This is a genomic window from Cupriavidus numazuensis (genome assembly GCF_905397435.1).
Lineage (GTDB): Bacteria > Pseudomonadota > Gammaproteobacteria > Burkholderiales > Burkholderiaceae > Cupriavidus > Cupriavidus numazuensis.
This window is the reverse complement of record NZ_CAJPVI010000106.1, coordinates 1-14,595: the sequence shown is the minus strand read 5'-3', so window position 1 is coordinate 14,595 and position 14,595 is coordinate 1. Positions and strand designations below refer to the sequence as shown.

At 67.1% G+C, this 14,595-nt stretch carries 10 protein-coding genes; 9 read left to right on the top strand and 1 reads right to left on the bottom strand.

Annotated features, from left to right (window positions below; translation table 11 throughout):
* Positions 1–427: 427 nt before the first annotated feature.
* Positions 428–1,645 carry a benzoate/H(+) symporter BenE family transporter gene (locus KHO41_RS39750; RefSeq protein WP_244874254.1) on the top strand — a complete coding sequence of 406 codons (1,218 nt, stop codon included), beginning with the start codon at positions 428–430 and terminating at the stop codon, positions 1,643–1,645.
* A gap of 3 nt (positions 1,646–1,648) precedes the next feature.
* Here KHO41_RS39750 and KHO41_RS39745 read toward each other — a convergent pair whose 3' ends face one another.
* The gene (locus KHO41_RS39745) at positions 1,649–2,356 is read right to left on the bottom strand and encodes a DUF2968 domain-containing protein (RefSeq protein ID WP_211958685.1); all 708 of its coding nucleotides are present in this window, start codon (positions 2,354–2,356) and stop codon (positions 1,649–1,651) included.
* Positions 2,357–2,852: 496 nt separating this feature from the next.
* Here KHO41_RS39745 and KHO41_RS39740 point away from each other — a divergent pair, with 496 nt between their 5' ends.
* From KHO41_RS39740 to KHO41_RS39705, 8 genes are all read left to right on the top strand, one after another.
* On the top strand, positions 2,853–4,598 hold the full coding sequence (locus tag KHO41_RS39740; RefSeq protein ID WP_211958684.1) for a methyl-accepting chemotaxis protein: 1,746 nt from the start codon (positions 2,853–2,855) through the stop codon (positions 4,596–4,598).
* Positions 4,599–5,197: 599 nt separating this feature from the next.
* Entirely contained in the window at positions 5,198–6,097 is a 900-nt protein-coding gene (locus KHO41_RS39735; protein WP_211958683.1) for a helix-turn-helix transcriptional regulator, read from the top strand.
* 247 nt (positions 6,098–6,344) lie between these two features.
* Entirely contained in the window at positions 6,345–6,815 is a 471-nt protein-coding gene (locus KHO41_RS39730) for a response regulator transcription factor (RefSeq protein ID WP_211958682.1), read from the top strand.
* A 95-nt stretch (positions 6,816–6,910) separates the two neighbouring features.
* Positions 6,911–7,189 carry a hypothetical protein gene (locus KHO41_RS39725; protein WP_211958681.1) on the top strand — a complete coding sequence of 93 codons (279 nt, stop codon included), beginning with the start codon at positions 6,911–6,913 and terminating at the stop codon, positions 7,187–7,189.
* A gap of 566 nt (positions 7,190–7,755) precedes the next feature.
* A complete protein-coding gene (locus KHO41_RS39720) occupies positions 7,756–8,739 on the top strand; it encodes a DUF1839 family protein (RefSeq protein ID WP_211958680.1) in 984 nt (327 codons plus the stop codon).
* The gene (locus tag KHO41_RS39715) at positions 8,736–10,847 is read left to right on the top strand and encodes a glycoside hydrolase family 2 protein (RefSeq protein ID WP_211958679.1); all 2,112 of its coding nucleotides are present in this window, start codon (positions 8,736–8,738) and stop codon (positions 10,845–10,847) included. The genes KHO41_RS39720 and KHO41_RS39715 overlap by 4 nt, the downstream gene beginning before the upstream one ends.
* Positions 10,848–11,196: 349 nt before the next feature.
* Positions 11,197–11,919, top strand: coding sequence for a Crp/Fnr family transcriptional regulator (locus KHO41_RS39710; RefSeq protein WP_211958678.1), 723 nt, complete (start codon positions 11,197–11,199; stop codon positions 11,917–11,919).
* Positions 11,920–12,005: 86 nt separating this feature from the next.
* Positions 12,006–14,411: a polysaccharide biosynthesis tyrosine autokinase gene (locus KHO41_RS39705; RefSeq protein WP_211958677.1), complete on the top strand. Its 2,406-nt coding sequence runs from the start codon at positions 12,006–12,008 to the stop codon at positions 14,409–14,411.
* The last annotated feature ends 184 nt before the right edge of the window (positions 14,412–14,595 follow it).

Genomic DNA, 14,595 nt, shown 5'->3' with positions numbered 1-14,595 from the left:
CCAGATCTACAACTGAATTGCCGGTGCCTTCTGCTTAGTGGGCCGGGGCGCGTTCATTCCATCTTTTTGTCGCTCGGACAAAAAGTGACTCGCCGGCTACGCCGGCGAAACGGCGGCGCTGGCCAAGAGCGATACTCCGGTCTCAACCAAAACCCGCCGGCTACGCCGGCGAAACAGCGGCGCCAGCCAAGAACGACAACCCCACCCTAACCACACCACCATACCTCCAACGTATCAACCCAATACTCAATCAGTGTTGGACGCTCCACGCGATCCTTGTCTATTCTCGGTTCGCGCCCACCGCACAAAACGCGAGCGGCAGGTGCACCATGGGTTGCCCCGTCAGTTCGGCGCAGCCCAGGAAGAACATCCGGCCCCCGTGTTGGGCCAGAACGGAGACAGGAAGGCCCTACGCCTTCATCGCCCCATGCCAGAACCCCTCATCTCTCCGGCTCCGCAGAGCCATGCGGATCACCCCGGCAATCCACTGTCACTGTCCGCGATCACCGCAGGTTTCCTCGCGGTCCTGATCTCGTATTCCGGCCCGCTGGTGATCTTTTTCCAGGCCGCGCACGCTGCCAACCTGCCCGCCGACATGGTCACGTCATGGGTGTGGGGAATTTCGATCGGCGCTGGCGTTTCCGGGCTGCTGCTGAGCGCGTGGCTGCGTGTGCCGGTCATCACCGCGTGGTCGGCGCCCGGGACGGCGCTGCTGGTGACGCTGTTTCCGCAGATGAGTCTTGCCGACGCAGTGGGGGCCTACGTCAGCGCCGCGGCGATCCTGTTCGTGATCGGCATCTCGGGTAGTTTCGACTGGCTCGTGCAACGGATTCCACGCGGCATCGCGGCCGGCATGATGGCGGGCATCCTGTTCCAGTTCGGTGCGGGCGCTTTCAAGGCGGCAGGAACCATGCCGCTGCTGGCGGGCGTGATGATCGCTACGTATCTCGTGTGCCGGCGCTGGCTGCAACGCTATTGCATGGTGGTGGTGCTGGCCGTTGGTGTCGCAATGGCCGCGGCACTGGGGCTCACGCATGTGGGCGATCTGCACCTCGCGGTTGCGAGGCCGGTCTTCACCGCGCCGCACTGGTCGCTGAGCGCGACGCTGAGCCTTGCCATTCCGCTGGTGATCGTGAGCCTGACGGGGCAGTTCCTGCCCGGCATGGCAATCCTGCGGCTGTCCGGGTACCACACGCCGGCACGGCCCGTTCTTGCGGCGACCAGCCTGGCCAGCGCCGCAGTCGCGTGCTTCGGCGGCATCACCATCGTGACGGCTGCCATTACCGCCGCGCTGTGCACGGGCAAGGACGCGCATGAAGACCCTGCGCGCCGCTATGTGGCCGGCATTGCCAATGGCGTGTTCTATCTCGTGGGCGGGACCTTCGCGGGCACCATCGTGCTGCTGTTCGATGCCTTGCCCCACGCCTTTGTCGCGATCCTGGCCGGGCTCGCGCTGATCGGTGCCATCATGTCCAACGTGATGGAGGCCATCACGCAGGACGATCACCGCGAAGCGTCGGTCATCACGTTCCTGGCCACGGCGTCAGGCATGACCATGTTCGGGCTCGGCTCGGCGTTCTGGGGGATCGCGATCGGCAGTGCCGCCTGGTTCATCCTCCACGGCAAGCGATCCGCCGCGCGCTGACGCTTACTGGCTCTTCGCCAGTGCCTGCGGGCGGCTGCGGCGTGTCGTGGAGCGGTGCGTGGCGGATGTGCCCGGGTTGGCCAGTTCGGCTTCCATCTGCCGAATCTGGTTCTGCAGTTGTCCCACCTTTGCGGTCGTATCCCGGCCTTCGGCCGCGACCGCGCGGCGCTCTGCCGCAATGGCCTCGCGCTCCGCGACCATGCGCGCGCGCTCGGCCTCCATCGCGGCCACTTCGCGCGACAGCGCCTGCGCCCGGGCTTCGCCAAGCTGAAGGGCCTTCTCCGCTTCGCGCTTGCGCGAGCTGAGCACCTGCCGCTGGATGTCATTCTCCGCCCACGCGGCGCTCTGCCTTGCGAGCCGCGTATAGGTGTCTTCCGCCGGGCCTTGCGACTGCAGGCGGATCACGCGCCACAGGCTGCGCTGGTACGACATCGCCACGTAGAACACGGCCTGGTCATCGGCGATCAGCAGCCGGGTGGTGTAGTCACCGTTCGACGTCGCGCGCAGTTCATGCACGGTCCCTGCATTCAGGCGCTGCTCGAATTCGGCGCGATGTCCCTGAACCGTCGCGGCATCGGCATCGGAGATAGCCTGAACAGCGGGCGGCGTCGGCGGAGTCGTCAGCGGTGTCTCAGCGGCAGTCGCGGAAAGACTTGCGGCGCAGGCGAGGACGGCGAGAACCAGCGGAGCGAAAGGAAGGGGAGTGCTCATGGGAGTCAGTGAAATTGGCGCCCACACCGGTCGCCATGCACTGACTGACGTCGGGGCGATGCGCGTGCGGAGATTGCGCGGTGATCGGTGCGAAAGCATGAACATTCGGCGCAGCGGCGCTCGAAACTGCCTTGCCGATTGCAAAGAACCATCGCAGGCTTCGGACCGTCTGCCGGACATGCCGGGACTGCGCTGCGGGATTCTTCCAGCACTTGTGGCGGTTCGACAGAGTAGAACTACTCATTGCCGGCCCGACTCCCGTCGGCGACACGCACGCGCCGCGCACACACGCACACGTGCCCACACACGGCACGCGCGCGTATGCGCCTCCGTGCGCCGGTATCAGGCGCTGCCCCCCAAAAGTAGGGGTTTGATCAAGGTATGGCCTCTCCGTTAACGAAGACGGGTGCCGACCGCGCGTTGCGGCGGTAGCCAGCGGAACTTCGCGGCGATTGAAGTGATATCGAAAAGAATGTAATCCCTGGAGGAGACGGTTGTGAGGTTGGGTGATCTGAGTATTGGAAAACGCCTGGGTTTCGGCTTCGCGGTGCTGCTGCTGGCCCTCATCGCGAGCACGGCGATTGGTGTCTACCGGCTGCAATCCGTCGCGACGGAAATGCGCGAGATGATGGACGTTCCGCTGAAGAAGGAACGCATGCTGGCCGACTGGAGCCGCTACGTGTACGGCGGCGTGCGACGTACCATCGCGATTGCCAAGAGCCCGGACCCATCGCTGGCAAAGTACTTCGAGAGCGACTCCAAGACCTCTACCGAAGCCGCGCAGGCTCTGGCCAAGCAGGTCGAGGCGCTGGCCACTTCGGCCGAGGAGAAGGCCCTCCTGGAACGCTTCGGGGTCTTGCGCAAAGAGTACCTGGTGGCGCGCACTGCCATCTCCAAGGCGCAGGCCGCGGGCGACCAGGAAGCCGCGAACCGCGCGCTCGAAGAGCAGTTCATGCCGATCTCGAAGCGCTATGAAGATGCGATCGCCGAACTGGTCGAACACCAGCGGCGCGACATCAATGCGCTCGGCGAGCGTGTCGATGCCGTGGCGGACAGCAGCGGCAAGCTGCTCGTCGCGCTGGCCGCACTGCTCGTGGTCTTCGGCGCAGGCTGTGCGCTGTGGCTGACCCGCAGCATTACCGGCCCGATTCACCGCGCGGTGGATGCCGCCAGCCGCGCCGCGCGCGGTGACCTCAGCGATGACCTGGCCACGCACGCCGGCATCGCGGCGCAGGATGAAACCGGCCGGCTGCTGCGCGCGCTGCGCGACATGAACCGCAACCTCGCCGGCATCGTGAACGATGTGCGCAACGGTGCCGAGACGATCGCCAGCGCATCGCGGCAGGTCGCCGCGGGCAATGCCGACCTGTCGTCGCGCACGGAACAGCAGGCCAGCTCGCTGCAGGAAACCGCGGCGTCGATGGAGCAACTGACTTCCACCGTGAAGCAGAACGCCGACAATGCGCGCCAGGCCAACCAGCTCGCGGTGTCGGCATCGGCCGTGGCCGTGAAGGGCGGCCAGGTCGTGTCGCAGGTGGTGGAGACGATGGGCTCGATCACGGAGTCGTCCAGGAAGGTCGTGGACATTATCAGCGTGATCGAAGGCATTGCCTTCCAGACCAATATCCTGGCGTTGAATGCAGCGGTGGAAGCCGCGCGCGCCGGCGAGCAGGGCCGCGGCTTTGCCGTGGTGGCCGGAGAGGTCCGCACGCTCGCGCAACGCTCCGCCGCGGCGGCCAAGGAGATCAAGTCGCTGATCGACGACTCGGTCGGCAAGGTCGATGCGGGCAGCGAACTGGTCGGCCAGGCCGGCAGCACCATGGCGGAGATCGTCGACAGCGTGAAACGCGTGACCGACATCATGGGCGAGATCACGGCGGCCACCCACGAGCAGACCTCCGGCATCGAGCAGGTCAACCAGGCCATCACGCAGATCGACGAGGCTACGCAGCAGAATGCCGCGTTGGTGGAAGAGGCTTCGGCCGCTGCCCATTCGATGCAGGAACAGGCCGGGCACCTCGCGCAGGCGGTCAGCGTGTTCAAGATCGACGGCAGCGCACGATTGTCCTCGTCGCCGATGCCTGCCGCGGCACCTGTGCGCGCGATGGTTGCCGCGCCGGTGAAGTCGCCCGCCACCGCCCCGCGCGCGGCAACGCCCGCGCTGAGTGCCGCCAAGAGCCGGCCCGCCGACGGCCAGGCCAGGGCCGAGGCACCGGCCACGGAGGAGTGGGAGCAGTTCTAGTCGCCTTTGGTGGCACGCCAGACTCCTGGTGGCCACCGTTGCGCCTCAACCTTCACGCAGAGGCGCACCCCTCTTCAGCGGGGAGCGTCCTCGCATCGCAGAGCACCTGTCACCCGATCAGGTGCTTTTTTTCTCCGTGAGCGCCTCGTCAGGCAACGATTACTTCACAGCATCGGCGGCTCGACTCGACCATGTTGCGATGCGGCGGCGTTGGCGCCACATGCGGCTCGTCGCGATACGCCGATTTTCCGCTCGCGCGCATCCATCAAACAGTGCATAGGGAAAACCCGTGCGGGATGCTGCTCTCTTGCTTTCGGCAAGACCCTTTCATAAGCTGAAGACCGGAATTACATTTTCTTACATCTGTTTTCAACGGCGTCTAAGAGCGCCTGCGGGACATAAGCGTCGGATAGACGCAAACGGGGCGATTCGACACCTCCACGGGAAGGGCTGTCAGCCAGCCGGACGGGAAGGCTGAGAGCGCTGGAGCTCTGTCGGATCGTATGGAAGCCGCATCTCGCAAGATAGCGAGGCAGTTTCCAATAGCAAGTGCGGGTCGTCGCAGGGTTCGCGCTTGCCGCTATAAAAAGAGAGCGGCCATGGCCACCATCCTCTTGATTGAGCCTCATCCACTGTTGCGCCTGGGGCTGCGCCATCTCCTGGCGCAAGCGCACATCGCGGGTGACCTTGTCGATATCGATCCCCTTGCACCGATTGAATCGGACCTGTGGCTGCATGATGCGGAGTTGCTGGTGTTCGGATTGCCGTCCGACCACGGCAGCGGCTGCGCCATGCTTGCCGAGGTGTGCGCGCGCCTGCAGCCGCAGCGCGTGCTCGTGCTGGCCGAATCGCCGGCCGCCGCACTCGCCGCGGCCACGCTGCCCGAGTGCGTGCGTGGCTGCATGCACAAGCACAGCAGTGCGGCGGCGCTGGACGCTGCAGTGCGGCTGGTACTGGCGGGCGGCGAGTGTTTTCCGTCCCGTGTCCAGCTCGAAAGCCAAAGCGCGGGGATCGACGACGCAGTCGCGGCACACGGCATGCTGGCCGACGTGGCGACCGAAGAGGACGAACGGCACGTCGTGGCGTTGCCGCGCAGCCAGGGCGTACCCGCTGTAGCGGTCCTCCGTACCGATTCGGCGCTGGTCGCACACGCTGCGCCTCCCGCCGCGCCATCCTCACAATCCACGCGACCAGCGCACGCTGGCAGCCAGGAAACGCCATCTGCGGGCGCGCACCTGCTCAACATCACCGAGCGCCAGTACGAGGTGCTTGCACTGCTCGCGCGCGGCTATCCGATCAAAACGGTCAGCCGCATTCTCAATATCTCGGTGGCCACCGCCAAGACGCATGCCTGCACGCTGTACCAGCGGCTGCATGTGCGCAACAAGGGCGAGGCGGTCTACGTCGCGCTGCAGCGCGGCGCCACGCTCAACTGGGCCGGCCCGCCGCCGGCCGGACTGCCGCAGGCGCCTGCAGGCGCGGGAATGGCCGCGGCATAGCGCTTGCGTAGACTGGCCGTGTGGTACGGCCAGTCGGACTCATCCTTCTGGCGACCCCGCCTCATCCAAAAGCATGAGGCGGACATGGCGGCGGATTGCTACGTTCTCAGTAAAGGCACCGGCAGGCACTTGTGCGCAGCAGCTTAGCGCGGCCTGCCTGACGTGTCGGAAAGCCGGGGCGCACCGCGCCCCGATCCTGCAACGGTGGTATCGCACCTGTGGCCAGGCCCGTCGCCACTCACCGTCAATGTCGACCTATCTGATTACCAGCAACGAAGTGATGTGCCGGGTCCTGGCCCGCCGCCTGCAGGCGCTCAACCTGCCGAGCCCGATCCGCTGGCGCGCGCCGCGCTGGCTTGACGAGGCTGACGCGCCAATGTCTTCCGAACATATCGAAGATCCTGCCGATATCGCGCTGCTCGACTGCAGCGGCGTCGAAGGCGATCCGCGCGCGCTGCTGGACCGCCTGCATGCACGGCTCGCACCGCGGCGCTGGCTGGTGGTCTCCGACCGCCTTGATGCCTCGCTCATGCTCCATGCCGCGCTGCTCGGTGCGAGCGGCTGCCTTGCCGCACCCGCATCGCCCGAACTGGTGTGCGCTGCCACGGCGTTGGTGTGGGCCGGCGGGCAGTGTTTCCCGCGCACCGCGATCACGCTGACTACCGGTACACCAGCACCCTCACTCCTTTGTCCGGCAGGGACTACGGCCACCGGATGAGGGCGCGCCAGCCGTTGCGCGGCTATGCTTGAAATGCCTGCGGCAGAAGCTGGCCCGTTTCAGAGGCCGCCGTCGCGGGAGTGCAAGGGGGTCGTATGGAGGGCGGTCTGGAATTCCTCGTCGTGCGCGGCTTCGCCGTGCGTGAAGGACGAGGCAAGTGGGCCTGTTGCTTCGAAATCCGGCTGGCAACGCAAAGCGATGAACCGCTGCTGTATCGCGGTGAGCTGCACGGCCGGCAATTCGATTGCGAACTGGCCGCGGCCGAGGCGGCACGCGAAGCAGGCGAGCGCGAAGCGCGATTGCGCGTCGAAAGCCTGAGGGCACTCATCGTCGCGCAGCACCGGCACCGGCTGCCGCCATCGTTCGTGCCCTGACTCTGGCCCCTGGCTCCGTGCGGGCCTTTCGGCAAACTTCCTGCGCAATGCAGCCTCGCGAGACGGATCGGGGAGATGGCATGTCCATGCCGTGCCCCGGTCTCGCGCGCGCCACGCAATCCCGATGGGACGCATCCAAAAAAGAAGCCCGCCGACCGGGGGACCATGCGGGCTTTGAACCGTGCAAGGCCCAAAGCGCTTGCACGTCTCATCGACGATAGGCAATCGCCGTCACCGGCTCCATTAGCCAGAAGCACCATGCGCACGGTCCGGTGCGCAAGGTATTCATCCATGCCTCAACCATGCCGGAGGGGCCTTTTACACCCTGCGCGAGCCGCCGCGCGCAGGGCTGCAGAACTTTGTGCGCCGTCCAACAGACTGCCGGGAACACGCCGCGCAATGATCGCCAGCACAACCGGTCGCGCAAGCAGCGGACACGGTTGGGGGGAGGCGCGCAGGACAGGAGTGAATGCACGGACAATCGAGTTGCTGGCGCGGTAGTGCGCCGGCAACCCTGACCGTGCGCGCCCGCGAACGCAACGTCTTGGCACGCGCGGAGGCCAATAGTGTACGGCGACACGAAGATGCGTGGACGTGGCGGTCCGGGATTGCGAGGTGGGAATCCGGTCTGGTCGCACGTCAACAGCCACGTGGATCTCTGGATTGAACTGCTGCACGGCCTGGACCTGCCGCCGGTGGCGGCGCTGCCCTGCACGGTGAGGCAGGCGTTTGAAGCCGATCATTTCACGCAGTGCCGGATACCCGATGCCGACCTCGAGCGGCTGTTCGGCCTGAGCATCCATGCCCTGACGTTGTACGACTCGCTCGAAAGCCACGTGGCCGCGCAGACCAGCCGCGGCAACATCGTGGTGATGGAGGTCGACAGCACCCAGTTGCCGCCCGCGCCCGGCGCGGCCTACCAGCGACAGCGCACGCTGTCCTGCATCGGCATCGATGTGATGATTCCCGATGCGCTGGCCGTCGGCTACTTCCACTCCGATGGCTATCACACCGCCAGCGGCGAGGACTACACCGCGCTCTTCGGCCGCGTGCCGGGGGGGCGCATGCCGGAAGTCCAGCTCTATGCCCATGCCGACGTCGTGCGCCGCAATCCCTGCACGCTCAGCGAGGCATCGTTGCTGCAGGCCTCCCTCGAACTCTTTCGCTTTCACCTGGCCAACCGCCCGCGCGACAACCCGGTCAGTACATTCCGCGCGGCCTTCCCCGAGCATCTTGATCGCCTGATGGCGCGCGGCGAGCCTGGCTTTCATCACTACGCGGCCGGTGTGCTGCGCCAGCTCGGTGCCAACTTCGAACTGCTGGCGCGCTATCTGCGCTGGCTGGTCATGCAAGGCGAGCAGGTGCCGGACAAGACGGCCGAAGCTTGCTACACCATGGCATCGGAAGCGATGGTCATGCAGTTCCGGCTGATGCGCGCGGTGATCAGCCGCAAGCCCGACACCTGCGAGGACTGCCTGGACCAGCTCGAAGCCTCCTACCAGGCCTGCGTGCCGGTGCTGGCGCGGCATTTCGGCGGGAGCACGGCGTGACGGTTCCGGCCACGATCGCACGCGGCGACAAGCGCCTGCCAGGCGGCTGGCGCGTATCGGGCGACTGGTCGTGGCTGGAGACCCTGCCCGGCGCCGCCGACAGCCCCGCGTGCCTGGACGAACGCGCGTCGTGGCTGCCGGCGCCGGTGCCTGGCACGGTGGCCGACGCGATGCGTGTGTCGGGACGCTGGCGGGACTCGGCGCCGGTGGCCGTGCATCGCCACGACTACTGGTACCGCCTGCGCTTCGCTGCGACTGGCCGCCGGATCCTGCGCCTGCGCGGGCTGGCGGGCACCGCGCAGGCATGGCTGAATGGCCGCCAGATCTCCGCCCCGCAAGCGCCGGGCGATGCCTGCGACGCCGAGGTCGAGCTGGCCGGCCTCAACACGCTGCACCTGTGCTTTCGCGCAAGCGTGCCGCGGCTGCATGGCGCGCGCGCGACGCTGTGCTGGCGCCAGGCAGGCGCGTTCCCGATGTCCGGTGTCATCGGACATGCGGCGGCAGAGGGAACGCCCCTGCATGCGGTCGGTGTACTGCAGCCGGTCGAAGTGCTTGACGTTGCCAGTGGCGATGTCCTTGCCGATGCAGCCGTGGACCTTTCGACCGGACTGGAAGACGGTGAGGGCGTGGTCCGCATGCGCCTGCACCTGCATGGCGAGGCACCGCTGCGGGCAACGCTGAACGTCGGCCATGCACAGCGCACCGTCCAGGCGACACTTACGCGCGAGGATGCCTTCACGCTGACGGCGCAGGTGCGTCTCGCGCATCCCGATCCATGGTGGCCGCATACCCACGGCCGGCCCGCCCGCTATCGCATCGTGGCCGAGGCGGGCGCGCATGCACTCGACTGCGGGCAAATCGGCTTGCGCAGCGTCCGGCGCGACAGGCAGGGGCACATGCCGTATCCCCGCATCAATGACGTGCCCGTGTTCTGCCGCGGCGCACGCCTGGACGCCGAGGAACTGGCCGCACTGGCGGCATCGCCGCTGGCCACGCGGCACTGGATGCGGCTTGCGCGCGGCGCGGGCCTGAACGTGCTGTATCTCGACCGCGATTGCGCGCCTGCCGCGGATCTTCTCGCTGCGTGCGAAGCCGCCGGCATGCTGCTCTGGCGGGACGGCATGGCCCCGGCCGACGCTGCATGGCTGCCCGAGATTGCTGGAGTGCCGTGCGCGCGTACGCTTGATGCGCTCGGCCTGTCGCACGCCGTGGCCGATCCGCGCTGGAAGGCCAGCGTGCCGCATCCGGTCGGCACGCTATGGGATGCCGAGGATGTGCGCGACCGCAACCTGCGCACGCTGTACGACGTGGATCCTCCGCATCTGCGCCGGACCGATCCGCAGCGCTACGTGCGCCTGTCGCGCGCGCTCGCCGCGGATCTCGTGAATGATTTCATCGCCGGTTGCCGTCGCGATGGCGGCACCGCGGGACTGGCGCTGGCGCCATCGCTGCACGATGTGCTGCTGGCCAACGGCACAGGCCTGGTCGATGTGTGCGGCCGCCCGAAATCCGGCTGGCATGCCATGCGTGCGGCCTGCCGTCCGCTGCAGGTGCTGATCGGCAGCGACAGCAACGGCAGCATCCGGCTGGACCTGTTGAACGAGACCGCCGCACCGCGTGAGGTCCGCGTGCGGGTTTGCTGGATCCGGAACGGCGCACAGGTACACGCCGAGGCCGAGCACGTGCTTTGTCTGCAAGCGCGCGATGCGCTTGTGCTGGCGCCGCGGCCGCAACATGGCGCATCTGCGGCGGCGGCAGATGTGGTGCTGGCCACACTGTCGGATGCTCGCAGTGGCGAGCTGCTCAGCCAGGCCGTGCACCTGCGGGATCGCCGCGCCGACGCGTTGCCGCAAGCCGGCCTGCACGTCGAAGTGCAGCGGCATGCGGAACAGTGGTGGCTGGAGATATCGGCCACGCAGTTTGCGCGCTGGGTGCATATCGAAGACGACGCGCTTCAGCCGGCGCAGGATTGGTTTCACCTGGCACCCGGCGGATGCATCCGCATCCGTCTTTTGCATGAAGGCGGGCATGCCTCTCATCCCGCCATGCGCCCCGCCGGCAAGGTCTGCGCACTCAACCAGGACGCGCCCGTCCACTACGGGGCGTAGCGCTTCCCGCTTCTGTTCCTGTCCACAGGCCGGCCCCGCGGGCGTGCGGCGGGCATGTCCGCTATCCGGCCAACCTACCAATGGATGACGGGGCACCAACCGTCTGCCTACTGTCCCATTGACGTTCCATGGCGCTTAATAAAGACACCGGATCAGTTTAATTGCCGCATGGATGGGGTCCGCGGCAACACTGACGGGAAAACGAACGCAAACGCCGGGCCGGCGAACCTGGCTGGCGACAGACCGGTCTGGTGCGGCCGGGCCCTGCGGCAGGGTAGTGGGGTGCGCGGCGCCGGCGGGTAGATTCTTGCCCGGAGACGGGCTTGGGATTGGACAGGGGGGTACGAAAATGATCACGCATCGCTCGGATCTGAATGCCAACTATCTGCTCAATGCATTGCCGCGCAGCGAATGGGAGTCACTGGCGCAGCACATCGAGCTGGTGCGCCTGCGTGCCGGCGAACTGCTGACCGATTCCGGGCAACGCATCGTCCACGTGTATTTCCCGACCACGTCGGTGGTGTCGCTGCTGTCCCTGCTCGAGGACGGCGCCACCGTGGAGATCGCCGCGGTCGGCAACGAAGGCCTGGTCGGTGTTCCCGTGGTCACTGGTGGCGACACCATGCCCTGCCGCGTGGAAGTGCGCAGCCCGGGCCTGGCCTATCGCATCCCCGCTCGCCTGCTGCGTTCCGAGCTGCCCCGCACGCCCACACTGCAACGCGTCACGCTGCTGTACGTGCAGGCCATGCTCACGCAGATCGCACAGACCGCGGCGTGCAACCGGCACCATTCCCTGAACAAGCAACTGTGCCGCTGGCTGCTGCTGGCCGTCGACCGGCTCAGTTCGAACGAGCTGGTGATCACGCAGCAGGTCATCGCCAACATGCTGGGCGTGCGCCGCGAGGGTGTGACCGAAGCCGCCGGCAAGCTCGAGGACCTCGGGCTGATCCACCACAGCCGCGGCCACATCACCGTGCTTGACCGATGTGGGCTGGAGAAGCACTCGTGCGAGTGCTACAAGCTGGTCAAGCGCGAATACGACCGCCTTCTGCCCGCCCTGGCGCATGCCTGAGGCCGGCAAGCCGCACGTGAACAGGTATGGCCGGTGACGCAGCATGTGCTGCGTATCGGCCTTCATGGCTTTGAGGAGCAGTGTCCGTGAGCAGACTGTCTTATGCCGGTGCACCGGCCGACCGGGAGGCCCCCCGGCGTGAAGCTCCGGCGCCGCGCGCCTTGCAGGCGCGCGCGCTGCTGGACCATATGGGGTGGATCGTCGCCGCCGGCGTAGCTGGCGCGGCAATCGGCGGCGTGATCGCGTTGTCGTCCCCGCTGGAGTACCGCGCCCAGGCGCTGGTCCAGGTGGAGGGCAAGGACGGCGCGGTACGCAACATCGGCAACGTCGCGCAGACGCCGCAGGGCGCACCGCTTGACGCGGGCCTGCTGCGTAGCCGCGCGGTGGTGTCGCCGGTGGTCGAACAACTGCACCTGGACATCTCCGCCAGGCCGCTGCGCGCGCCGCTTGTTGGCACGCTGGTCGAGCGATGGTCCACGCCGGGCCAGCCGCGCGGCAGCTGGCTGGGCTATGCATGGGGCGGCGAACGGTTGCAGCTGGACAGCCTTGCGGTGCCCGAACGGCTGGTGGACCAGCCCATGCTGTTCGAAGTGCTGCGCGACGGCAGCTACCGCATCAGCTACCAGGACACCAAGCTGGTAGAGGGCGTCGTCGGCGAGAACGCCGCGGGCAATGGCGTGGAACTGCGCGTGGCGCGCATCGACGCCGCGCCCGGCACGCGCTTCCTGCTCACGCGCCATGACCCGGCGCGCACCGCCGACGCGATCCGGCTCGGCCTTGCCGTCGAGAACGAAAGCGCGGACGCCGCCGGCAGCACCGTACGCATCGCGTGGCAGTTCCCCGACCCGGATGCCGCCGCCGCGCTCGTGAACGGCGTGACGCGCGGTTACATCAACGGGCAGACCGCGCAGCGCCGCGGCGACGCCGCCGACACGCTCGCCTTCCTGAGCAGCGAGTTGCCGCGCGTGCAGGCCGAACTGGCGCGCGCCGAAGATTCGCTGAGCCGCTATCGTGCCCGCACCGGATCCATGCAGCCGAGCCGGGACGCGCAGTCGTTCCTGAACAACAGCATGGAATACCAGCGCCAGATCGCCGCGCTCAGGCTCGAGCGCACGAAGCTGCTGCAGCGTTTCACCACGGACGCCAATGAGGTCAAGACCGTCGACAGCCAGATCCAGCAGATGACACGCGAGCGCGCGGAGATCGATGCGCGCATGCAGAACCTGTCGGTCTCCGAGCGCGAATCGGTAGCGCTCGCGCGCGACGTCAAGGTGGCCGAAGACATGTACATGACGCTGCGCACGAAAGTCGAGCAGCTGTCGCTGCTGCGCTCGGACAACTCGAGCCAGATGCGCGTGATCGACAACGCCATCGTGCCGACGCGGCCTGTCGGGCCTGGCGCGTGGCCATTCGTGTCCAGTGGCATGTTGCTGGGGCTTTGCCTTGGCGTGGTCGGTGTCGGCGTACGCCAGCGCCTGAAGCCGTCGGTAGCGACGACCAACGACGCGGAAGAGCGGCTTGGCATCGCCATGCTTGGCGATGTCGCGTTCAGCGACGAACAGGCCGAGCTCGAACGCGAAATCGAAGCCAAGCGCCGCCTGGGCATTGCCGCGGGGTTTGCCACGCAGGCGAAAGGCCGCCTGGAGGCGCCGCGTCCCGGCACCGCGCTGGTCGATGCGGCGGTGGTCGAAGAGGTCGATGCCGAATACGCGGAAAGCGAACGCTTGCTGAGGCAGGGACTCCACGACCACTTCCTGCTGGCCCGCCGGGCGCCGCATTCGCTCGCGGTCGAAGGGCTGCGCACCTTGCGTGCGGCACTGCATTTCTCGCTGCGCGCGGCGCCCGACGGTGTCATCGCCGTGACCAGTCCCGCGGCAGGTGCGGGCAAGACCTTCTCCGCGGTCAATCTCGCCGTGCTGTTCGCCGAAGCGGGACAGCGCGTGCTGCTCGTCGACGCCGACCTGCGTCGTGGCAAGGTAGCCGACTGGTTCGACCAGGCGCCTGAAGGCGGCCTTGCGGAGGTGCTGTCCGGCTGCCTGCCGATTGCCGAGGCCGTGCGGCCCACCGTCGTCAACGGCCTCTTCATCCTCACCCACGGGCAAACGCCACCCAACCCGTCAGAGCTGCTGATGCTGCCGACGCTGGCCGACAACCTGCGGCGTTGTGCAAGCCGCTTCGACCTGGTGATCGTCGACACGCCGCCGGTCATGGCCGTTGCCGATGCCACGCTAGTTGCCAGCCTGGCGGGGTCGACACTGCTCGTCATTCGAGCGGACGTCACGCCTGCGGATCAGGTGAACGAAACCCTCAAGCGGCTGGCTCGCGCGGATGCGCGGCTGGCTGGCGGCATCCTGAACGGGGTGGTGCAGCGGCGTAGCAACCGGGCAGATTTCAATAACATCAATCCTTATCTCGGGATGCCGTTGCCGCGGAAGGAAGAGGAGAAGCGGCCGGCGTTGACGCAGGTGGTGGAGGAGAGGGCGGCGGAATAAGGGCTTTCTCCTGATCTGGCGGTTATCGTGCTTGGCTGGCGCCGCTGTTTCGCCGGCGTAGCCGGCGACCTACTTTTGTCCGAGCGGCGTGTGTCAAGGTAGTTGTCGCGTCCGCCGCTATGCTGCTTTCCTGTACTCCGTGGTTTGCGGCTCGGCCCGTTCGGGGTTCAGGTAGACCACGGCA